This is a genomic window from Butyrivibrio sp. VCD2006, assembly GCF_000423925.1.
Classification (GTDB): domain Bacteria; phylum Bacillota; class Clostridia; order Lachnospirales; family Lachnospiraceae; genus Butyrivibrio.
In genome coordinates, this window is sequence record NZ_KE384105.1 from 132706 (window position 1) to 156923 (window position 24218).

A 24218-nucleotide genomic window follows, 5' to 3' on the forward strand; every position below is an offset into this window, starting at 1 on the left:
TTGTTTTATGAGAATTGGTAATTCAAGCATCTTTGCGACGGAACTTCGATATAAAGAAGCCGTCTGTTCCGTATTCGCCGGGTATAATCTGCACGTAGCCAAGAGCAGCTGTGGTTAACGCCTTCATAGGTTCAGGCAACCTGTCATCAAAGGGTACTGCTTCAAAGGGAAGATTTTCAAGGATCCAATTAAAATTGTCCTGATTCTCTTCCTGCGTCAGCGTGCATGTACTGTAGATAAGTATACCGCCGGGTTTAACATAATTCCATACATTGTTTAGAATACTTCTCTGCTTGGCCTGAAGACTCTGTATCGAGCTTAAATCCGTATTCATCTTTATGTCAGGCTTTCTTCCGATTACTCCAAGTCCGGAGCAGGGCAAATCGCAATACAGAACATCTGCCATGTTTTCCAGTGAAGCATCATGCCTTTCAGCATCATGAGTCTCAACCTTAACGTTACTTAGCTGCATTCGGTTAACGTTTTCACGTATCAAAAGGCACTTATTTTCAGATAAATCCCTTGCGATGACTTTTCCTGAATTTTTAAGGACATCAGCTGCATGGAGGCTCTTACCTCCCGGTGCAGCACAGACATCAACGACTGTATTGCCCTTTTTGATCCCGGCCACCTCCGTCACAAGCATTGAACTGATATCCTGAACCATGAATGCGCCTTCCTGAAATCCCGGAAGATAAGCTATATTATCCGTATGGTAAAGATCCATAGCATATTGCAAAAGCGGGCTTGGTTTCATGACAATGTTTCCGTTATTTGCCTGCTTCATTTTTGCCAGAATATCGCGGAGCTGATCCGCTGAAAAGCTGCTTGAAAACCTAACTGTAACAGGTCTTGGCATCAGGAAAAAATTAAAAATCTCAGCTGACTTTTTAAATCCGAATTGCTTAATAAACATATCAACAAGCCATTCGGGCTCAGAATATTTAATGGAAAGATGCCTTATTTTCGACTCAGCCGATCCATCAATAGGCGGCCACTCAATTTCATCCTTGTTTCTTGAGATATTTCGCAAAACTGCATTCACAAAGCCCTTTAAGCCTATAAAGCGGAGGCTCCCTGCAAGCTTAACAGATTCATTAACCGCAGCGGAATCCGGAACCGAATCCATGTACAGAATCTGAAAAGTGCCCATTCTAAGAATATACAAAATAAGCTTAGACATTTTATTAATGGGTGTTTTGGAATACTTCCCAATAATGTAATCAAGCGTGATTTGTCTCTCAATGGTTCCTTCAGCCAGATACTTGATGAAAGCCTTTTGTTTTGTGTCAAGAAAATCATATTTTGAGAGCGCAAGTTTGATAGCCGACTTTTGATAGGAGTCACTTTTCCCCATTTCGTTAAGAATATCCAGGGCTATGCGTCTTTCATTAGTTTTCCCTGCCATTTTACCTCCGATTTCTGTCTCCGTTATTAACGATCATAAGCAAACGAAGCAGCTGTAAGATAGATGAAGCAGCCGCTGCAACATAGGTAAGTGCAGCTGCATTAAGTACTTTTCTTGATTGATTCACTTCGTCATCCGCAAGGAATCCATAATCTCCGAGCATCACAAGTGCTCTGTGAGAAGCATCGAACTCCACAGGAAGTGTAACAAGCTGAAATGCTACCGCCAATGAAAACACAATAATTCCAATTTTTGCAAGTGGTGTCATTCCAATAATGATTCCGAGTATAACTATCGGGAGTCCAATCTTGGATCCGATATTTGCAGCAGGAACGAGGGCTGATCTGATCTTGATCGGAATATATCCCTTGTAGTGCTGCATTACATGTCCGCACTCGTGAGCCGCTACGGCAACTGCGGCAACGCTTGACGAATTAAAGGTGCTGTCAGAGAGGTTTACCGAGTGGTGCCTTGGATCATAATGATCTGAAAGCTCCCCGGGAACATGAACAACGCTGACATCGTTAATTCCGTTTCTTCTTAGGATTTCAGTTGCAACCTGTGCTCCTGTCATGCCACTCATGCTTCTTACTTTTGCATATTTCTTATAGGTGGACTTCACCATTGCACTGGCAATTATGCAAAGAAGTGCACCAATAAGAACCAAGATATACGTCGCATCAAACGCGTATCCTCTTCCATATCCATACCCATATCTATACATTTTTCATATCCTCCATAATTTTGGTCAAAAAATACTATTATCCCAGGATGTCACCGGGATTGATGGTGTAGCCGCGAAGGAAGTCGCTGACCATCATGCGTTTTTTCCCTTCAAGCTGAAGTTCAGTTATTTCAAGGAGGCCGTCACCGGTGCTGACGATAATATTATCTTTGAGGGCAGCTATAACGGTTCCCGGCTCATGGGATGTGCCATCAGGATTAACTGATGAAGCTTCCTGCTCATCAAGTACTTTTACTGTCCAGATTTTGAGCATTTTGCCGCCCAGTCTGGTAAAGGCGCTGGGCCAGGGATTCATGCCTCTTACAAGGTATGAAATCTTTTCAGCGGAGTCTTTCCAGTTTATATTGCCCATTTCCTTACTGATCTTGCCGCACTTTGTAGCCTCTGCTTCATTCTGCGGGATAGGTGTAAGTTCACCCTTTTCAATCTTGGGAAGAGCCTCTACGATTAGGTCCGCGCCAAGATACATGAGCTTATCGAAGAGAGTTCCTGCGGTGTCATCATCCTCGATCGGCAGTGTTTTTGTTACGAGAATATCGCCTGTGTCCATGCCGATATTCATCTGCATAATGGTGATACCTGTCTCCTTGTCACCATTTAAAATTGACTCCTGAATAGGCGCTGCTCCTCTGTACTTTGGAAGAAGCGATGCATGAATGTTGACGCATCCATACTTCGGGATATCCAGTACTTCCTGTGAAAGTATCTGGCCAAACGCAGCTACTACAAAAATATCTGCTCCGAGCCCTTTTAACTCTTCAACAGCACTTGCCTCCCTTATCTTCTGAGGCTGCATAACCTTAAGTCCATGCTTTAAAGCACATTCCTTAACCGGTGAAAAAACAAGTTCCTTGCTTCTCCCCTTTGGCTTATCAGGCTGAGTCACAACTGCCAGAATCTCATGACCTGCTTCAATCATCTTTTCAAGCGCCGGAACAGAAAAATCCGGCGTACCCATATAAACTATTTTCATCTAAACTCCTTTAGCATTTTATGATCGCAACTCAAAAACATTTTATTGAAATTTGTCATTAAAAAAGGTTCCCTGAAACACAAAAAAGAACCCTGACATAGTTAGTTATAGTTTACCATTTCAGGATTCTTTTGTACATTGAGCATTAAACTTTGGCTTTTCTACCATTTCACCAGGTAAGTCTTGAAGTAGTCACGAATTTCTCATAACGACCATACTCAGGCGCTTTTGCAGATTCACCGTGCAAACGGTATCCACAGGGAAGGGCTTCTATTTTGAGCTCTGAAATCTCTGCTGCACCTCCTTAATATATGTTTAACCGGACGTTTGCCGTTTACTATAATGAGTTTCGCAATTACCTAATAACTTAATTTACTCATTCTGAATTCATTGGGAGTCATTCCCATCATTTTCTTAAATACCATCCCAAAATAGCTGGGGCTTTGGAAACCGCACAGTACTCCGATTTCTGAAGCCTTTTTCTCAGGATTATCAATAAGTAAATGTTGTGCGTGGATTATTCGGATTTTAGTAAGTTCCGCAATAATCGTTGAATTCATATACTGTTTGAAAACTGTACAGATATATTCGGGTGTTTTCCCAAGCTTTTCACTGATATCAGTGATGGAGATATTCTCCCGATAGTGATTTTCCAACTCCAGCATTATTTCCTTAACAAGAGGAGAATCAACAACCCTTGTGAAATCATTTATCATGGAAATATTTAGGGATAGCTGAACCAAAATGCTGTAAAGAATCTCTGAAAACATATACTTTTTGTCAGGTATATCACGCTTTGTCATCCGATATAGACTTTCCAGTTTTTTACAAAAATCCTCAGGAGAGCGCAGATGATAGGTTCCCGATGTTACAAGTCCGAGTGTCTGTAATAGGACGCTGCAGATTGGCCCTTCAAATCCAAGAAAGTGAAGAGTGAAATTATCAGAGATTCCTTTATAACTGTGGCCCTCATTGGCATTTATAAAAAATCCGGTATCTTCCTCTATTATCCTTTTTTCATCATTTATTATTAGTTCTCCGATTCCCTCTGAGCAGTAAAACCATTGATAAACAGCAAGTCCTCCGGGTCTGTTTATAGGCTCCTGGTGGTGATTTATACCGATTATTCTAAGTATAAGCGGAAGCTTTTTTCTCTCGCCAGGGGTGATTTCAAATGTCTCAATCATAACTACCTCAATAGATCACATTAAAATATTTACATATATAACACTATTTTAATATTGAGACAAATGATCGGTCAATAATAGAATATTCCTAAAGACAAACGGCGAGAAAGCTGTAACAGCAGACGAAATATGACTTTTTAAAGGAAGGAAACCAAAATGAGCACACCTATTGTAAAGAAAGATGAAAAAGGAATATACACACTTTTTGTAAACGATAAACCGTTCTTTTGCAGAAGCGGTGAAATTCATAACTCCAGCGCATCTAACTTGGATTTCATGGAAAAAGAAGTCTGGGAAAAACTACGCGGACTCAATATGAACTCAGTAATAGTGCCAATTTACTGGGAACAAATTGAGGAAGAAGAAGACAAATATGATTTCACACTTATTGACAGTATAATCGATAAAGCGCGAAAGGAAGATATGAAGCTGATTTTTCTGTGGTTTGGACTTTGGAAAAACAGTGAATCCATGTATGTTCCGGGCTGGATGAAGCAGGATCAGGAAACGTATTTTCATGTAGAAAAGGTAAACGGAGAAAAGCTTAATATCATTTCACCCCTTTGCCGGGAGGCTGTTGAAAAGGATAAGAGTGCTTTTTCAAATATCATGAAGCATATCAAAGAATATGATGAAAAAGAGTCCACCGTCATCGTTATGCAGGTTGAAAATGAGATAGGAGTACTCGGCAGCGAAAGGGATTATTGCAAGATTGCAGGTGAAGCATTTGACAGTGAAATTCCAAAGGTTGTCGGAAATATCTACGATGCTAAGGGAAGCTGGAAAGAAGCTTTTGGTGATGATGCAGAAGAATATTTCATGGCTTATTACTATGCAAAAGCTGTGGAGGAAATCGCAAGTGCAGGTAAAAAGGAATATGATCTTCCATGTTATGTAAATGCCTGGCTGAAGCAATACCCCTGGTATAGAGGCTCATACCCCACAGGTGGCCCTGTAAGAGAGGTTCATAAGATATGGAAGGAAGTGGCAAAAAGCCTTTTTGCACTGGCACCTGATATTTATGTGCCATATTGTGCTGATGTAATTGATGAATATACATATGATGAGAATCCGCTGTTTATTCCGGAAATTCGCAAGGATGCTGTGGCTTCATCATATTGCCTGTATTCCTTCTTTGGCAAAAATGCAATTTGCTTTTCACCATTTGGAATAGAGGAGCTGTCGCTTGATCCATCTGCCGTGGACAAGCCGCCAATGGAAGTGATGATAGCACTGAATATTGATCCGTCTGCCTTTGATATCACCGGAAGTAAGGATAAACTCAGTGCTGCTTACGGACTTATTAAAAACCTGGAGCCAATATATCTTAAATACAGAGGAACAGAGCATCTTAAATCCTTTGTAAGGCATGGCGAAAATGACTTTGGCGCATTTACAGGTTTTGAAAGCTATGATGTGGAAATCGCATATTCTCCCAGAATGGCAGCTCATCCTCTTGGAAATGTATCCATATTCGAGCTTTCTCCGAATAAGTTCATACTTGTCGGGACAGAGTGCTCCCTTAAGTTCAGAGCTAAGCCGGGTGAGAATAAAAAGGCAGATTATATAAAACTTGAAGAAGGTGAATTCATTAACAGAAAGTGGAAACCCGGACGCATTCTCAATGGAGATGAAAAGATGACATTGAAATTCGGTGATATGCCCAAGGCATACGTTGCCGAACTGTATAAATATTAAGTCTATCCTGATGAAAGGGATTTCATCTCATGGATATTCAATGTTACCGAAGGTCAGATGAAAGATATTGAATTCACGGATTTGCCCGAAAATACATCGCTTCAAAAAAGCACAAAAGCTCTGCTTTTAATTATCTACCACCTATGGTAACACACGTTCATCGCTCACATCTACACTAGTGCTGCGTTCATCCAATATATTCTGCAACTGTGTTATACAATCTTCCGGAATCAATGGGCTTCACCAGATGCGAATTCATCCCCGCCTTAAGGCTCTGCTCATAGTTTTCATGAAAAGCGTTCACAGTCATGGCTATGATCGGAACCTTTCTGGAGGAAGGAATTGTAGTGTTTTCCCTTATCTGCCTTGCAACAGACAGTCCGTCTATATCCGGCATTACAATATCAAGTAAAATCAGATCAAATTTACCATGCTCCGTTCTGTATGTGAGAAGTGCTTCTCTGCCATCGCGAACCGTAATAACCTCAGCGCCTTTCTCCCTAAGAAGCTTATCTACAATCTCAAGATTAATCTCATCATCATCTGCTACCAGAATCCTCTTCTGTGAAAAATCATAATTCCGATTTATCCTGGACATATACTCTTCCCCTAAAACTATAGGGAATTTAAAAGTGACCTGCAATTGCACTCCGTTTTCCGGTTGAGATACAACATCTATAGCATCTGCCCCCATCTCATGTGCATAGAATCTGATAATGATTGCCTTTGTATCCATGGTGTCAAGCATCGAGTACATATCATATTCCAGCGCATCATAATCATCCTTAAGTGATTGAAGCTGACTGCTTTGAAGAAATGCCTCTTCTCCTGCCACTTTAAAACTTAATTCAATTTCATTATTTGTAGCTCCTTTATTTTCCGCTATAAAATAAATAGTGCTCAGATTCGGCATAGACTCAGCAATAACTCTGATCATTTTGCGAAGCACCTGAAAAAGAATCGAATAATCTGCGCCGATATAACAGTTGTCCAATCCTTTCTTTTCAATATTAAGCATTATCCCCATAGGAATGAGGAAGTAAGAAGCTTCACTCCTAAGTGACTCCAGAAACTCATCCAGGTCAATAAGCTCCGGATGAAGGCTAACCTGTTTCATCGCAATCTGACGAACAGCCATAACATCATCTATTGACTCATTCATCAAATGACCTGCCCTATTTATCTGATCAAGGTAATGATTTACAGCCACTTCATCATTACCCGTGTCCTTTGCTATCTTGGAAAATTCAATAATAGAGTACAGAGGGCCCCTGACATCCCGGCTCATCTGTTCAAGAAAAGCATTACTATAATAAAGCTTATGCTTCGTCTCGATAAGCCTATCAATAAGCTCTTTTTTATTGTCGTTCATTACATTCCCCTCTAGAAAATTTTCAGAAATCTTGAGATAATGATATCATATATTCATACAAGAATACTACAAAAAAATACTAATCTTGATTTAATGCAAATCTCAGAAAGGCGATTCATATGTATAATCCCCAGGATATGTCCGTAAATATTCTGCCACATTGCGTAGTAGGAATAGGAGCTTCCGCAGGAGGATTGGAAGCGCTTCAGCAATTTTTAACCTTCCTTCCCTCTAACACAGGTATGGCATTTGTCATAATCCAGCATCTTGCTCCCAATCACAAGAGCATGCTTGTTGATATTCTGGGCAAATATAATTCCATGCCCATAACAGAAATCGAGGACGGAATGCTTGTGGAGCGAAATCACATCTACATGATTCCGCCTAAGTACAACGTTGAAATACACAACAACGTCTTAAACCTCAAGGAACAGAATTCTCAGGAGATAAGTCATCCTATCGACATCTTCTTCCGTTCGCTTGCAAACGCCTATGAAAATCGCTCCGTTGCTGTAATCCTCTCAGGAACAGGTTCCGACGGTACAAACGGAATCAGAGCAATCAAGGAGCAGAACGGTATGATCATCGTTCAGAGCCCCGAGTCTGCCAAATTCGACGGAATGCCCAGAAACGCCATAAGTACAGGCTTTGTGGATCTGATGTTAAAACCCGATTCCATTGCCAGAGAGCTTGCACACATTGCTAAGTCTGTTGTTGACGCTGAGGCACAGCTTGGCTCTACCGATGATGATCTTTTATCCAAGATTTTTACAATACTGAAAAATGTCACCAATATAAATTACTCTTACTATAAGCAGACTACAATCCTCAGAAGAATTGAACGAAGACTGGTGGTTACCCACAACAGAAACCTCCGGGAGTACGTCAACTACATGAACAACAATCCCGAAGAGGCTAAGCTGCTTGCAAAGGAAGTCCTTATCGGCGTTACCTCATTTTTCAGGGATCCAGATTATTTTGAAGTACTCAAGGAAACTGTATTAAAAAAACTAATCACAAATTCACGTCCTGACGACGAGCTCAGAATATGGGTTGCCGGCTGTTCAACCGGTGAAGAAGCTTATTCCATCGCCATTTTATTTGAAGAGGCTATGGAGGAACTCTCTGTCCACAGGGGCGTAAAAATCTTTGCCACAGACCTTGATCCCGATTCCATAGGCACTGCTGTTCGTGGTGTTTATGGCAACAACATAATAGAAGATGTGTCGGTTGCAAGACTTTCCAAATATTTCACAAGAAAGGGTAACAAGTATGTCATTCATCACGACATACGAAAAATGATCATCTTCGCGCAACACAATGTATTCCAGGATCCGCCCTTTGGTAAACTGGATCTTATCTGCTGCAGAAATGTCCTGATATATTTCCAGGCTGTTCTGCAGAGGAATCTTTTTGCCATCTTCCACATGGCACTCTCCGACAGAGGATATCTGTTCCTTGGTCGTTCCGAGTCAGTCATAGACTACTCAGATGTGTTCAGGGTTGTCAGTGCCGATGAAAAAATATTCATACACTATGCGGAAGGCAATGCTCCCACTCACGAGCAGTTTGCTTATTCCATGAGCAACATAGACGCACCCATCGAGCCAATAAACGTAAACGGAATGGATGATGATGATTCCATCAATTACAAGGCTCATGAGCTCGACACCTCTGTACTCGAGGCACTTATGCCTGCTACAGTTCTTGTAAATGAAAAGAATGAACTGGTAAGAAGCTATGGAAATTGTTCCAGACTCATAACTATCCCTGCCGGTCAGGTAACCCTTGATATTTTCCAACTCATTAGAGCAGATATGAAAATTGCGCTATCTACAGCTCTCAAGGAAGCAAGGCTTTCCAATGAACGCAAGGCTTACTCCAATATTCCTGTGGATATTGACGGAAAATCTGAGTTTGTTTCAATAGTTGCTCATCCTATAAATGACAACCATGGTCAAAAAACAGATTTCACAGCGGTATCCTTCCTGCGCGGTCGTGAGGATCTGAAAATTGATATGCAGGAATATAAGATTGACCTTGCTGCATCCAAGCGAATTTCAGACCTGGAACAGGAGCTGAAGGTAACCAAAAATTCCCTGCGTCAGACCGTTACAGAGCTGGAGTCTACCAACGCAGAACTCCAGGCTGCAAACGAAGAACTGCTTACTGCCAATGAGGAATTGCAGTCAAGTAACGAGGAACTTCAGTCTGTAAACGAGGAGCTATACACTGTCAATTCCGAGTATCAGTCCAAAGTTACGGAGCTGGCTGTTGCCAACAATGATATTGCCAACTTCCTGGCCTCCACCCTGATTGGAATCCTGATGGTGGACAAGGATCTTAATATCAGAAAATATACAGAGTATATTTCCTCAGAATTCAGCATTGCAGATCAGGATGTAGGAAGATCCCTTCGCTATATCAGCTTTAATTTTGCAACAATAGACCTCATGGCAAAATGCAGAGAAGTCCTTGATACAGTGGAACCTCTTGAACAAAGATGTGCCTCTGTTGCAGGAAAAACCTACCTGATTCGAATAGCTCCCTACCACGATATCAATGGAGCCGATGAATCCGTAGTTTCTCCTGCCGATAAGAGACGCAATCTCAAAGGTTTGGTTCTCACCTTCGTTGACACTACTAAGCAGATTGAAGATCAGGAGCAGATAGATGAAATGGGCAAGGCACTTCGTGCAGCAGTTCGCTCCAGCCGTGAAAAGGAGACCTTCCTTTCACAGATGTCCCACGATATGAGAACTCCTCTTACCGCTATTTTCGGACTCACTCAGCTATCTCTTCAGGAGGATTCCATATCTCCTACTCTCAAGGATAACCTTGATAAGATTATGACTTCCAGTAAATATCTGTTGTCACTAATCGAGGAAATACTTGAGACAAGCAAAATTGACTCAGGAAAAGTTGTTTCCATAAGCTCTGCTGTTCGTGAAGAAAATATAATCAACTCAATTTCTTCCATAACTGAAGAACAAACAAGAAAGGCCGGGCTCGACTTTGAATGTAAGATAAACGGATCCAAGGACAAATATGTCCTCATGGACTCCAAGCATGTTGAGAGGTCCATTCTCAACCTCCTTTCCAACAGTATCAAATATACACCAAAAGGAGGCAGAGTAATCTTCACCACTGATGTAACATACACCGATTCTTCCTCTATACACACCTATACCATCAGGGATACCGGCATAGGCATAAGCGATGAGTTCCAGAAAAAGATGTTCCTGCCATTTGAGCAGAATCGTGATTCAGACGCCCAATACCAGGAAGGTACAGGACTTGGTCTTTACATATGCAAAAACCTTGTAGAGCTCATGGGTGGAACAATATCCTGCACAAGCCACGTAGGTGCCGGAACAGAATTCAAGGTTGTTCTCACTTATCCTCTGGCAACAGATGAGCAGATATCCCTACATACTCATCAGTCAGAAAAATATGAGGATCATATTCTCTACGGCAAAACCGTGCTTCTTGCAGAGGACAATACCATAAATGCAGAAGTAATCATAAAACTGTTAAAGACAAAGGGAATTCACGCTGAGGTAGCACGAGACGGTCAGGAAGCAATCGACATGTTTAAAAACCGCGACCCTTACCACTATCAGGCAATTTTCATGGATCTTATGATGCCTGTCAAATCAGGTCTTGAAGCCGCAAAGGAAATACGTGCCATGGAGAAACCCGATGCCGCTGTTATTCCGATTTTTGCACTTACAGCAGACATGGCCAATGATGTCGAGAACAGATGCATTTGCTCAGGAATGGATCAGGTTTTGGAAAAGCCTATTGATCAGAACAATCTGTTCTCAAGTCTCGCAAAGGCAATCCAGAAGCAGCTTGACGAAAGCTGATAGGCTACTTATCATACTAAAAAAACAGGAGCAAAAACATTGTATGGATAACAAAAAAATAGCTGCACTTAGTGCATGGGGGGCAGATACCGCAGCTGCAATCAAACGAATGCTCGGTGATGAGGACTTTTATCTGGGACTTATAGATGCTTTTTTATCCAACAACGATTGGCGCGATCTGTGCACCATGATTGAAAAAGAGCAGTACCGAGATGCCTTTGTAATCTCTCACAGAATTAAAGGTTCCTGCGCAGATCTATCGCTCAATCCTCTATTTGCGGTTATGTGCGAACTCACAGACGATTTGCGAAACGAGGAAATCCGCCCTACACTTGAGAAAAATTATGAACTGGCAAACAAGATAAGAGATTCACTAATCGAAACCCTACAATAAAATAGAATTTCCTATTAAATAAAAGCGCCGGATTTTGCTAATCCAGCGCTTTAGTATTTTTTTGGTAATCCAAATCAACCCTTTTTGAATTTGAAGTTAGCCTTCTGGGCTCCGGCTTTTTTAAGCTTCTTTACCAGCTTATTGTAAGTCTTCTTGTCCTTACATATAATGATAATCTTTGCTCCGCTCTTAATGCCTTTAAATGAGCCTTTTCCTACTGACTTAAGGTTGTTACCGTTTATTGTTACCTTCTTAAGGTTCTTACAACCACTGAAGGCCTTAGCTCCTATGGACTCAACATTGGCCCCGATGGTAAGAGAGCTCAGCTTCTTACAGTTCTTATAAGCATTCTTGGCAATCTCCGTTACATTATAGGACACTCCGTTGTAAGTAACGGATTTCCCGATAGATACTGTTGTTATGCTCTTATTAGCCGTTTTTCCTACAGAAGCTGTTCCTGATGGTGAAACCACATATGCTTTTCCACTATCTGAAACATTAACTAATGCTGTAACCAGTTTATTGCTATCAGAGCTTTCATTATCGGGTACTATCTCAGCAGGCACTGTCTGGATTGTGGTCTGTGGCTGTACAACATCGCCGGATTCTGTACCCTCTATGTTCTGAGATTCATCGGATTCTGTATCCTCTATGTTCTGAGCTTCACCGGATTCTGTATCCTCTAAGCTCTTCGTATTTTCTGCAGTCTCACTACCGGAGCCCTGAGTCTCATCTAAAGACTTATCACCTGAGGTCTGTAGTTCATCAAAAATGTCACCGCCTGTTATCTCTCTGGCAAAACTGTTTTCGGAGATATTTATTTCATCATCAAAACCGTCCTCAAAGATTCTGTTAGTATCTAAATTCCGAGCGTCCATGCCTATTTCACGCTCATTATTCTGAACTTCTTTTTTTGTCCAGACTGCATAAAAAACTGCATCCTGAAGTGATTTGTACTCGATTAGAACATCATCTGAATCCTCAGTCTTACTCCATCCTACGAATTCGTATCCCTCTCTGGATGGTACCTCAACATCAGACAGCTGAATCACTTCTCCGTAGGTGGTGTCAGTTTCAAGTACCGATTTTCCTCCGGCAAAGCTTCCTCCGGCCGCATTAAAGACAATTTTATATTCCTCTTCTGTCCACCTCGCATAGACTGTGGTTGCTTTACCAAAAACAGTATCCTTTGTAATAGCGTTACCACCGGTTCTTGAATCATACCAACCGTCAAATGTGTAGCCGCTTCTTTTTACATATGCAGGCAATTCCACTATCCTGCCTTCGTAGGTGTAAATCTCTCCATATGGAAGACTAAGTGAAACATCACTGGCTACACCATCAAATGTAAGCTTATAGATCTGCTTTTCATTCTTAAATGTCTTTTCAGTTCCATAGGCGATGTCAGGCTCGAGATATCCAAGGAACTTTTCATCTCTTTCATGGGAAGATTTTCCGGAATATCCGGGTATCTCCGAAGAATGGTTTTTAAAATCCTCCGTTGTACGGTTGAAGTAATCGTGTTTTAACAGATAATTATATGGATAGCCACTTACATCCTTCTGATCATCCCAGGTGACATCAACCTCATAAAAAGCGTTCCCGATTTTCACAATATTCCAGGCATGGCCTCCGCCATTACCAAGTCCCGCAACGATATGAGACTCAATTCCCGCCTTATCAAGGAGCATCTTGAATGCTTTGGAATATCCATCACAGACAGGATTTTTGCTAACAAATGCGCCATATGCAGTATGCGCCAAATCATAAATCAGGTTATTACTCAGAACACAATAGTTGTAATCCATTGCCTCTATAATGGCATCATGAATCGCGAGTTCTTTTGAAAAATCATCGCCTGAAAGGTCCAGTCCATTATAAAAACTATTGCAGGCGTTTATAAGCTCCTCTTCCATCACTGCAACCTGATCACCTGTATAATCTGATCCGGGTGAAAAATAGAGATAATAATTGTATTTTATTTCTCCGCTGATTACGGAAGCAAAAATAAAAAGCTTTGCCCTATAAAGTATACTCTCAAGTTCTTCCGGATGATCGAATTCCATTGCAGCACCAAGAGAGTGCCAATCAGGATAATCAATGATGGTACTACCGGAATAAACCAGTGTCCCATATGTGGAAGCATTTTCTTCATTAAGATCCGCAACAGCACCCTTATTGGCTCTTGCAGCTTCAAGATATGCCTTGTAATACAATTTATCTGAATCATTTAACTGGGTGTAGTAGTAATCGCTTGTGCGGATTGCATTCCTTACTCTTGGAGTCATCGAGCTTCCTGAGAGATTATTGAATGCTTCCTCAGATACAACCTTTATCGTCACCCGGTCTTCGGTATCATCTGCTTTATCTATATCTCCGGTAGGAAGCATCGCACTTTCACCGAAAAGCTTAGCCTCTCCTGTCTCTGATAATGTCAAACTATCTGATGCTGCATTAGAAGAAATAGTGTATGATAAATTAAGAGTGAAAAACAGCAGCAGAAAAAGAGCACTTTTAAGGCTTCCTGCACCTCTGTGCTCTTCTTTTTTATAAGCAATATTCTTATCATTTATATCCTTTGATAAAACTATAGCGCTAACAGCTCTGTTTATCGGATCCTCCTGCTTAGTTTTCATTTAAAACGCGACCCTCTGATAAAACTGCCAAATGCAGAATCATAATCTAAACACACTTCTGCAAGTATATCTTGTTTTATGATTGAGGTCAACCTTTATTTCACTATTTGTCCGCAGAACAGAATTTCATCATCATTTTCACCGCCGCAGATGTAGAATCTGAAGGGCTCATTTGCGATAAATTCTTTTGGCTCTTCTGTTATCTCCATGCAGGATTCCAGCATCAGAACGGCTGTAGCGGCTGCTGCCTCAAGGCCATCCTCATCCACCTTAATCTTTGTCTTCTGAATAATATCTGATATGAACAGATTCTTATCAGGACTCATTATTGAAAAATCCGCACGCTCATCAAAAGGTCTCTCTGCGCCTCTGTCCATCAGATAATATAGAAATTCATTGCTATTAAAGTCACTTTCTACTTCAAACTTGGGAAGCTGAATTCTGACCTCCTCGCTTGAAGCTTTTGCCAAGGCATCGTGAACATCAGCAATATCTCCAAGTACAAATACCGCATCAACACCGCCGTTCATAGGAAGTACGACAAGCTTTCCGTTTTTATCCTCATAATATTTATAAGAATCCTGATTATTCATGAATTCCCTGGCAACTTCACTTCCATCTGAAGTTTTGAAGGTATCTATGGTATTGGCAGCTTTACTGAAGCTGATCTCCCATGAGCTCTTCAAATAAAGAGTATTGATAAGTGCTGCATTTACGCTCGAAAGGTTGTCGGCAATCTGCGGAATAAGGCCATTTGTTCCTTCATTGACCCAGTTATTAATCTTATTTGTAATCTCGCCGGCTTTTACATCGTTTGCCTCAGCACCATAATAATTCTCTACATAATTAATATATTCTTTTCCAAACTTCCCGCCCATATCGGTGTTGTTCCAAATTGAGTTAAGCAGAATAAGCGATCCTTCCGGTGCCTTGGCATCATCATCGTACCAATCCTTATGCTCTTCAAACTCCTTCTTCTGCTCATCAAAACTCTCATCAAAATCATTTATGATTTTTGTCACGGAATAATACCATGCGTTCATTTCATCCATGCTTTCAAAGCCCATAGCATGGATCAGTTCTTCCTTCGTCTCATTATCTGCCCCGGCCACTGCCAGAGCCAGCGCTGATCTGAAGGAAGTAGGAGATATCATGTAATTCTGATCTGCGTAGCCTGACTTCTCTAAAAACTCTGCAAGTGTCTTATCAAAATCGCTTGTTGCAGCAATATTCACCGCTGCTCCCTCATATTCCTTTTCAAGCGTGCTCTGGGCCTTCGCAATGCCTGCGTTTTTTCCCGCATGTGCAGTTCCAGTAATTCCAAGTCCCGCACAGCCTGTAAGAGTCGAAGTAGCCAGTATTACTGTGGCCATGGCTGCCGCTGTAAACTTTACTGATGTATTCCTTAATCCATTATTTACCGTAGAAAAATCTGCTCTCTTTTTCATAATATTCACCTTCCTTTTATAGGCACTTTTGTTTGCCTCTGCTATATATACAGATGGGAAGATGAAAATGTTGCAATGATATGAAAAAAATTTGAGTTAGATATAAATCTTCAGGAAAAAAAGAAAAAGGGGCTTTGAGAATTATTTCTCAAACTGAACTTAGTAATCTGATACGGAAGTCTCTTTAATAATTTGCAAGTAACTTTCACACTATCAAGCGAGAACAGTTTTCATGAGTTGCCTGCTATGCTCTATGCGCTTTTTAACTCATTCTCTTCATCTCAGCAGGACACTTATGTGCTGTAAACGGTCCATACTGGCACCTTGCGCACTCAAAGCATCTGACATAAGAATCCTTCTCGCCAAGAACAGCCTTGGGAAAATCAGGATCTGCAAGAACAGCCCTTGCAAGATCAACTGTATCAGTAAGGTCGTTCTCTATGAGGTATTTTATATTATCAGGATCCAAAAGTGAGTTTACGCAGGATACCGGTACTCTGCTCTTAAAGTGCTCATGAAAATGCACTCCAAGAGAACAGATGAGATTGTAGGGCTCGCTTCCATTCACGAGGGTTTGATCGATTTCGCCAACGCCATGGGATACCTGAAGATAGTCGCATCCTGCCTTTACGTACTCCTCTGCCACTTCGATTGCATCTTTAAGTTCAGGATCAGCCCCGGCTGTTCTTACGGAGATAAGGAAATCATCGCCGCATTCCTGTCTTATTTTGCTTATGATCTCAGCACCAAACCTGGCCCTGTTTACGGCACTTCCGCCATACTCATCAGTTCTAAGATTGGTCTTTTTCATGATGAACTGATTTATAAGATAGCCATGACAGCCATGAAGCTGGATTCCGTCGTAGCCCGCTTTTTTTGCCCTTATAGCTGCTGCCACAAAGGCATCCTGCATATTATGAATCTCATCAATAGTCAAATCATGTGCCATGCGGCCGTCTCTTGTTTCAACAGCTGAAGGCCCCACAGCCTCGCCAAATTCGGGATTCCCTGTAATACCTGTATGATTGAGCTGAATGATTACTACAACATCATTATCATGACAGTCCTTTATGATAGTCTTGTGGCCTTCAATCTGATCATCATCCCAAAGTCCCATATGATTCTTGCCAAATCTGCCCTCAGGAGTTACTGCTGTCGCCTCAACACAGATAAGTCCGCAGCCGCCCTCAGCGCGCTCCCTATAATGCTTTATATGCTTTTCAGTGACCTTTCCATCATCCCCTGCAAAATCAAACTTTACAGTAGGTGCCATCGTAATTCTGTTTTTAACCCTTTTCCCGCCGATAATTATCGGATCATTAACTTTAGTCATTTGCTATAATCTCCCATTTTTGTAATATTTTCACACTGCTTCCGAAACCGGTAGCTCCGATCCCTTTTTGTGCTTGATGTTGTAATAAATAACTTCAGTAATGCAGCAGCATACCCAGCCGATAGGATATCCGAAGCCCACCCATTTTGGCGTATTAACAAAATAGTTTGTAAGAACAAACAGGTAAATCTGTCTTATCACCACGAAGTTCATGATCATAATGATCATAGGTCCCTTGGAATCACCTCTTCCTCTCAGTGCTCCCGCAAGCGTGTGATTTACGCAGTTGGCGGTAAGGAAGAATACATTCGTATGAATGAAAAGACTGCCGAATTCTATAACCGACTGATCAGATGAAAACATTCTGATTGCGGGTGATGAGAATATGTAAAGAAATACTGCGATTATAAATGTGATGCAGGTGGCAGCTATTACAGTGATCCTTGTTCCGTCCTCGGCGCGTTTCACCTTGCCTGCACCGATATTCTGACTGACAAAGGTTGTGGCCGCCATCGCCATGCTCGACATGGGAAGCAGTATAAACGCATCAAGCTTGTTGTAACAGCTCCATCCGGCCATGCAGCTTGATCCAAAGTGATTTATGTATGACTGCACGAATACATTTGAAAAAGCTGTGATGACTGACTGCACTCCTGCGGGAAGGCCTACTGCAAAAATCATTTTCAGAATCCCCGGATCAATTCCGATATCACTCCAGGTAAATTTGTAGATATCCTGGGTAGTTGTCAAAAGGAATAAAATCAAAATTGCTGAGATCATCTGAGAAATGATTGTTGCAAAAGCAACTCCGGCAATTCCAAGCTTAAATCCGATTACAAAAACAAGGTCAAGTATGGTATTCACAATACTTGTCATGATAAGGAACATGAGAGGTCGTCTGGTATCTCCCACAGCTCTTAAGATTCCGCTTCCCATGTTATAGATAAGAAGTCCGGAAAAGCCCATGAAATAAATGCGAAGATAAACTGTCGCATCATCGAAAACATCCGCAGGTGTTGCCATGAACTGAAGCATTGGCTTAACACCGGCAATGCCTATTATTGTAAAAAGGACACAGAAAATAAAGGTAGTCGCCAGGGTTGTTTCCACAGCCCTGTGAAGTCCCTTAAGATCTTTTCCTCCGAAATATCGAGAAATCAAAACTCCGGCTCCGATTGAAAAACCGTTGAAGAAGAAAACCAGCATGTTTATTATCATGGTGGTGGAGCCAACGGCAGCAAGCGCCTCTTTTCCGACAAAATTGCCTACAACTATGGAATCTACAGTGTTGTATAGCATCTGAAAAATATTTCCCAGCATAAGCGGGAGCGAGAACATTATAATCTGCCCGATGATCGAGCCTTCCGTCATATCCTTTACTGATGATTTTTTCATAACATCTCCCTTTAGAAAAGCAATATTAAATATATTTTACCCCATCTTGCAAGTTCAGTCCTACTTACAGATACGATTTTCAGTTCTCATTTTTTGACAAATACATAAAATCAATAATGCCCACAGATTAAAGACTGTAGGCATTATCGATCATTTCATTAATTTGTATATACCAAATACTGAGCGCCGCGGCCATTGATGTAGTATGCCGAGTACTATTTACGCGCACAGATAATGAACCGGGCGCATCAGTATTAAGCATCATTAGTGCTGAGCGTTCTCAACGGGTCCGAACGGCGGTGCATACTTCTTGTGAAGCTCAAGGAGCTTGTGGTCAAAGTTATGTCTTACGTCGCAGGTTCTGTCGAAGATCATGGTTGCTTCGTCGTCTTCCTTGGAAGCATCCCAGTGAGGAATCTCCGCATGGTTAGGATCTCCTGTGTGAGCGAACGCCATTACTGAGCGGAATATCTGCTCCTGAAGCTTGTCGGAAACTCCCGGTACGTTAGCTGAAGGAACAAGATCAATGTTGTTAAATACGAAAGCGATATCAGAGCAGTGCCATGCAGGCTTGTTGTTCTGGATAGGGAACTCTAAGGCAAACAGATATGAATATGTAGGTGCCTCTGTTCTCTTAGCTGCTTCCTTGATAAGAGCCAGTGTAGGTGTTCTGAAAATTGAATCATAGGAAATAAGGTCAACGATCTTCTTTCCGGGATAAGCTTTCTTGAACTCTGCTACTATCTCGTCGGTGTGCTCACCGAAGCTCTTCTTAACCTCTTCATACATCTCTTCTTCAGTCATCTTATCCTTGTTGAAGGCAAGAGGCATGAATGCAAATTCACCGAATACTGTTCCGATTACAAGCGGAATCTTCTTGGAATTCTCTGTGAAGCCCTCGAACTGAGGCTCGCCGAGATAGAAGTCATTGATCATAGGTGAGCAGCCTCTGTAACCGCCCTTAGCTGCGATTTCAGGAACTACCTTCTCATATGCTTCTACAAGTCTCTCATAGGGAAGAGTCTGGAGCTTGTCAACTTCGTCCTCTGTTAATCCGAGTTCCTTAAGCATAGCTGTAACAAGCGGTCTTCCGCCACCTTCGCCCTGTGCCATGAAGCTCTTATCAAGAACACCACTCATGATGATACCCTTGTGGAAAAGGCCGTCAGCTGAAGGTGTCTGCATAAGAGATGAAACCTTCATACCGCCACCGGACTGGCCAAAGATTGTTACGTTATCCGGGTCTCCACCGAAGTTCTCGATGTTGTCGTGTACCCACTGGAGAGCAGCAACAAGATCTGCGTTACCGGCATTTCCTGAATTCTTGTATTTTTCACCAAAATCGGAAAGATCAAGGTAGCCGAGGATATTAAGTCTGTGGTTTACAGTTACTACTACCACATCACCCTCTCTTGCCATTGAAGCGCCATCATAGCAGAGCTGCTCGATTGAGCTTCCTGCGAAGAATCCGCCGCCATGGAGCCATACCATTACTGGCATCTTTTTCTTGCTGCAAAGGCTCTTTGTCCAAACGTTAAGGTTCTGGCAATCCTCATGCTGAGGCCAGTATGCGTGGGGAACCATAAGCTCTCCCCTCGGGTTGTCCTGATGCATAAGAGGGCAAACTCTTCCGTAGGATGTTGCTTCTCTTACACCCTCCCAGGACTCTACCGGCTTAGGAGCGCAGAAACGCTCAGCTTCTGCATACGGAATTCCCTTGAATACATATGTGCCATCAAAAAAGTAACCCCTCACTTTTCCCTGTTTTGTGCTTGTTTCTGTTGATTCGTCATAAATAAATTTTTTCATGTAAATCTTTACTCTCCTTAGTTATTTTTCTTGACCCTCATCCGTCAGCTACGCTGACACCTTCTCCCAAAGGGAGAAGGCAGAATATTATTACTATTCTGACATCTTCTCCAATCTGGGGGAAGGCTTGAATTTAAATACTCTGTTACCTTCTCTCATTATCTGGAAGGCGATAATTTTTATCTAGCGTTGTATCTGTCTAAAGCTGCCTGCTTAAGCTCGATGCAGCGATCGATGTTGTATGTACGAAGCTGCTCAGCGAAAGCATCGTAGTCATCAAGTGACTGCTCACCTGTGATGAACTTAACTGTGTTCTCGTGTGTAAGTGTCTCAATATCTGTGTAAAGTGCTACGAACTCAGAGTTCTCTTCATCTGTCATTGTCATGCAGGAAGGAAGAAGGAGATCAAACTTATCCTTGTTGAACTCGTCGTAAGCGTTTACAGCTGCGTTGCCCTCGTAGATCGGGTCAAACATACCCCAGTTGTAAAGACCGAAGTCTGATGTACCAAGTGAATATGTGTAAACAGCTTCTGCAGGTGTGTTAACCTCTCCGTTTGCAACCATATCAAGTATCTTATCTGAGAGGTGATATGTGCCGTTGTCATCAACTGTGTAGGACTCACCCTCGATACCAAGTGAGTCAAGCATCATAGCTTCCTTTGTGTACCAGTAGTCAAGGTATCTGCATGCAAGCTCAAGATCCTTTGTTGTCTTTGCAATACCAACTTCTTCTTTAACGAGTTCACTTGTTGCAAAACCGATCTGAGGTGTATCTCCTTCCTTAAGTACAGGTGAAGATGTAGCTACAAGTGAGAAATCCTCGTCTGTTGTGTAACCCTGTGTCTTTAATACTTCATCTGTAAGACCCCAGATTTCGCAACCTGCGCCGGCCTTACCTGTTCCGATGTAATCAGCAGGGCTGATCATATCAGCAGCGTTTGACATGAAGTTGGGATCGATGAGACCCTTTTCATACCAGTCATGGAAAAGTGTAAGCCATTCTTTGTAGCCGGGCTCAAGGGGAGCATACTTAACCTTATCGCCATCCTTGTAGAAGTCTGCAAGGCATCCATAAGCTGAGAGGAAGTGGCTGAATAAGTCAGCACCGTTTGTACCGATCATAAGAGGTGCTTCACAATCAGGATAGTTCTCCTTGAATGCTGTAAGAACTGTCTCCCACTGATCAATTGTGCGGGGAACATCAAGTCCGAGGTCATCAAGCCAGTCTTTTCTAAGCGCCATACCAGCCCAAACTCTCTCACCTGTTACATCACCGAAGTAAGATGTAATTGTACGAGCACCAACAATCTTGCCTTCATCAGTCATTGTATCCTTTTCAAGTGAAGGATTGCTCTTTCTAAGTGCCTGATAGTTAGGCATATACTTATCTACTACGTCTGTAAGGTCTGCAAGAACACCGTCCTGAACACCCTTCTCTGTTCCACCGGGATAGTATGTTCCGACATCTCTGATGATATCCGGATACTCACCTGATGCAAGCATAAGTCCGAACTGCTCCTGAGCTGAGCTTGCGTCAACTACCTGCCAGTTTACATGTACGTTTGTCTCTTCTTCGATCTTCTGAATAGCCTTAAGGTCGTTGGGGTTCTCTACATAGTCGTTACTCCAAACGATCCAGATGTTAAGCTCTTTCTTCTCTGCAAGGGGCCATGTCCATTCGCCACCATCAGATGTTACTGTGCTGTCGCTTCCCCCTGCTGTTGTAGCGCCTGATCCGGCACTCTTTCCGCATCCTGCAACAGTACCTACTACCATCAGTGCTGCAAGCATTGCTGCTACCAATCTCTTTTTCATAAAAAATACCTTCCTTTCGATATCTATATATTTTCCCCATTTGGGGTAATTTACAATGTCAGCCTTTTACCGAGCCAACCATTACGCCTGTTACGAAGTACTTCTGGCAGAAAGGATAGATCATAAGAATCGGAAGTGTTGATACTACGATTGATCCGTACTTAACCAGTGTCTTGTACATCTGTGCGTTATCCATAAGGTCGCCTGCATTAGCAGTAACCGACTGCGTTGAGTTTGTTGCCGAGATAAGTATCTCTCTCATGAACATCTGCAAAGGATACAAATCTCTTGCTGTGGGCAGGTAAAGAAGTGCTGAGAACCACTCGTTCCACTTTCCTACTGCGATGAAAAGGATGATTACCGCGAAGGTTGCCTTACACAGAGGAAGAATGATCTGGAACATGATTGTAAGCTCGCCTGCTCCGTCGATTCTTGCTGATTCCTCAAGTGAATCCGGAATAGCCTGGATGGCTGTTCTCATGATGATAATGTAGAAAACACCCATTGCCTGAGGAATAAGAAGTGCTGCTCTTGTATTAAGAAGTCCGAGTTTATTCACAACCATGTATGTGGGGATCATTCCACCGTTGAAAAGCATTGTGAATGCAAGGAACATCATAAGTGCGTTTCTGTATCTGAATCTTTTTCTTGATGTGATGTATCCGGCGATTACTGTAAGTACACTTGTGATAAGGCACTGTGCCACAACGTAGATCAAAGTGTTTCTGTATCCGATCCAGATGTTTTTGTATCTCATTATGATTCTGTAAGCATTGAGTGAAGGTTTTCCAAGGGGATGAAGTATAAAGCTGCTCGCCTTGTCAACCAGTGCCGGCTCAGATATTGATGCCAGACATACATGAATGATCGGAACAACGCAGATAAATGCGATGAATCCTAATAATATGTAATTCAGTGTGTCGAAGATGTAATCTCCGATTGTTTTCTTTACTACCATTTTTATCCCCTTCCATCAGAACAAGCTTGATTCTGTATATTTCTTAGAAATTGCATTTGTTATAAGTAAAAATGCTGTTCCGATTATTGAATTGAACAGACCAACTGCTGTTGAAAATCCGTAATCATACTGCTGAAGACCGCATCTGTAAATGTAAGTACTGATAACATCCGCTGTCTCATATGTTGCAGGGGAATAGAGAAGAAGTATCTTATCTGCTCCGACCTGTAAGAGTGATCCCATACGCATGATCAGCATGATCATGATTGTAGGAAGGATTGACGGGAATGTGATGTGAATGCATCTTGCCCATCTGCTTGCTCCGTCGATAACTGCTGCCTCGTAAAGCTCCTGGTCAACTCCGGCAAGTGCTGCAATGTAGATGATTGATCCGTAACCCATGCTCTGCCAGATGTTTGAAATGATGTGTATTGCCCAGTAGTTTCTGGGATTAGCAAGGAGGTTCTGTACGTCAGTGCCTGTAATAGTTGCTACAAGGTTTGCGATAAGTCCGCCGCTCTGTGTGAAGTCAACGATAAGACCGCAGACAACAACCATTGAAATGAAGTAAGGCATATATGATACTGTCTGAATTGTTTTCTTATAGAAAACTGTCTTAACTTCATTTAATAGAAGAGCAAAGATTATCGGTGCCGGGAATCCGAAGATTACATCGAGTACACCGATCATTGTGGTGTTTCTAAGTAGTCTTAAGAAGTAAGGTCCCGTAAAGAATCTTGTGAAGTTTCCTAGTCCCACCCAAGGGCTTCCGCTTATTCCAAGCGCCGGCGTATACTTTTGGAACGCCATTACGATTCCGGCCATAGGTATATAGTGGAAAATGATGTACCACGCAACGATTGGAATGCACATTATATAGATGACTTTGTTTCTCATTACGTCGATCTTGAGATTGTGCAAAAATCCTCTGAATCCTGCGTGCTCCACATACCCTGATGTAGGAATCTCAACTTTTTGTTTCTTTGTTTTTTGCTTTTTCAGTTTTTCTTCCATAACCAGTTCCATTTCTTTCTCCCTTTTTTATATGGAACTGTCAAAAGATCCTGCTTCAAATTCTGCATCGGTGATATACATAATACATTGCCGAACCCGAAGCAGGACTTTTGACCTCCATATGTTAAATACCCAAACGCAAAAATGTGTTTCATCTAATTG

At 42.0% G+C, this 24218-nt stretch carries 16 protein-coding genes; 3 read left to right on the forward strand and 13 right to left on the reverse strand.

The window, feature by feature from the left end:
* Positions 1-22: 22 nt before the first annotated feature.
* The 4 genes from rsmB to G586_RS0117650 form a co-directional block, all read right to left on the reverse strand.
* Entirely contained in the window at positions 23-1408 is a 1386-nt protein-coding gene (rsmB, locus tag G586_RS0117635; protein ID WP_026528766.1) for a 16S rRNA (cytosine(967)-C(5))-methyltransferase RsmB, read from the reverse strand.
* A gap of 1 nt (position 1409) precedes the next feature.
* Positions 1410-2132, reverse strand: coding sequence for a zinc metallopeptidase (locus tag G586_RS0117640; RefSeq protein ID WP_026528767.1), 723 nt, complete (start codon positions 2130-2132; stop codon positions 1410-1412).
* 37 nt (positions 2133-2169) lie between these two features.
* Positions 2170-3126: a methionyl-tRNA formyltransferase gene (gene fmt / locus G586_RS0117645; protein ID WP_026528768.1), complete on the reverse strand. Its 957-nt coding sequence runs from the start codon at positions 3124-3126 to the stop codon at positions 2170-2172.
* Positions 3127-3485: 359 nt separating this feature from the next.
* Positions 3486-4313 (reverse strand): helix-turn-helix domain-containing protein, encoded by an 828-nt coding sequence (locus G586_RS0117650; RefSeq protein WP_026528769.1) that lies wholly within the window; start codon positions 4311-4313, stop codon positions 3486-3488.
* A 156-nt stretch (positions 4314-4469) separates the two neighbouring features.
* Between G586_RS0117650 and G586_RS0117655 the strand changes: the two genes are divergently transcribed.
* Positions 4470-6011, forward strand: a complete 1542-nt coding sequence (locus G586_RS0117655) for a DUF5597 domain-containing protein (protein WP_026528770.1) — start codon at positions 4470-4472, stop codon at positions 6009-6011.
* A 187-nt stretch (positions 6012-6198) separates the two neighbouring features.
* Here the strand turns inward: G586_RS0117655 and G586_RS0117660 are convergent, their stop codons facing one another.
* Positions 6199-7383 carry a response regulator gene (locus tag G586_RS0117660; RefSeq protein WP_026528771.1) on the reverse strand — a complete coding sequence of 395 codons (1185 nt, stop codon included), beginning with the start codon at positions 7381-7383 and terminating at the stop codon, positions 6199-6201.
* A 119-nt stretch (positions 7384-7502) separates the two neighbouring features.
* On the opposite strand from G586_RS0117660, the gene G586_RS25230 reads away from it, so the two are divergent.
* The gene (locus G586_RS25230; RefSeq protein ID WP_051204889.1) at positions 7503-11252 is read left to right on the forward strand and encodes a chemotaxis protein CheB; all 3750 of its coding nucleotides are present in this window, start codon (positions 7503-7505) and stop codon (positions 11250-11252) included.
* 43 nt (positions 11253-11295) lie between these two features.
* Positions 11296-11646: a hypothetical protein gene (locus tag G586_RS0117670; protein WP_026493785.1), complete on the forward strand. Its 351-nt coding sequence runs from the start codon at positions 11296-11298 to the stop codon at positions 11644-11646.
* A 74-nt stretch (positions 11647-11720) separates the two neighbouring features.
* Here G586_RS0117670 and G586_RS0117675 read toward each other — a convergent pair whose 3' ends face one another.
* The 8 genes from G586_RS0117675 to G586_RS0117710 all read right to left on the reverse strand — a co-directional run bounded on the left by G586_RS0117675 (position 11721) and on the right by G586_RS0117710 (position 24068).
* On the reverse strand, positions 11721-14282 hold the full coding sequence (locus G586_RS0117675) for an InlB B-repeat-containing protein (RefSeq protein WP_026528772.1): 2562 nt from the start codon (positions 14280-14282) through the stop codon (positions 11721-11723).
* Positions 14283-14377: 95 nt separating this feature from the next.
* Positions 14378-15730: a serpin family protein gene (locus G586_RS0117680; RefSeq protein ID WP_026528773.1), complete on the reverse strand. Its 1353-nt coding sequence runs from the start codon at positions 15728-15730 to the stop codon at positions 14378-14380.
* 262 nt (positions 15731-15992) lie between these two features.
* A complete protein-coding gene (locus tag G586_RS23695) occupies positions 15993-17063 on the reverse strand; it encodes an oxidoreductase (RefSeq protein WP_051204890.1) in 1071 nt (356 codons plus the stop codon).
* Between the two features lie 30 nt (positions 17064-17093).
* Positions 17094-18458: an MATE family efflux transporter gene (locus tag G586_RS0117690; RefSeq protein WP_026528774.1), complete on the reverse strand. Its 1365-nt coding sequence runs from the start codon at positions 18456-18458 to the stop codon at positions 17094-17096.
* A gap of 264 nt (positions 18459-18722) precedes the next feature.
* Positions 18723-20267, reverse strand: a complete 1545-nt coding sequence (locus tag G586_RS0117695; RefSeq protein ID WP_035773497.1) for a carboxylesterase/lipase family protein — start codon at positions 20265-20267, stop codon at positions 18723-18725.
* A gap of 179 nt (positions 20268-20446) precedes the next feature.
* Positions 20447-22084, reverse strand: a complete 1638-nt coding sequence (locus G586_RS0117700) for an extracellular solute-binding protein (protein ID WP_026528776.1) — start codon at positions 22082-22084, stop codon at positions 20447-20449.
* A gap of 58 nt (positions 22085-22142) precedes the next feature.
* Positions 22143-23042 carry a carbohydrate ABC transporter permease gene (locus G586_RS0117705; RefSeq protein WP_026528777.1) on the reverse strand — a complete coding sequence of 300 codons (900 nt, stop codon included), beginning with the start codon at positions 23040-23042 and terminating at the stop codon, positions 22143-22145.
* A gap of 15 nt (positions 23043-23057) precedes the next feature.
* The gene (locus G586_RS0117710; RefSeq protein ID WP_242832052.1) at positions 23058-24068 is read right to left on the reverse strand and encodes an ABC transporter permease; all 1011 of its coding nucleotides are present in this window, start codon (positions 24066-24068) and stop codon (positions 23058-23060) included.
* Between the last annotated feature and the right edge of the window lie 150 nt (positions 24069-24218).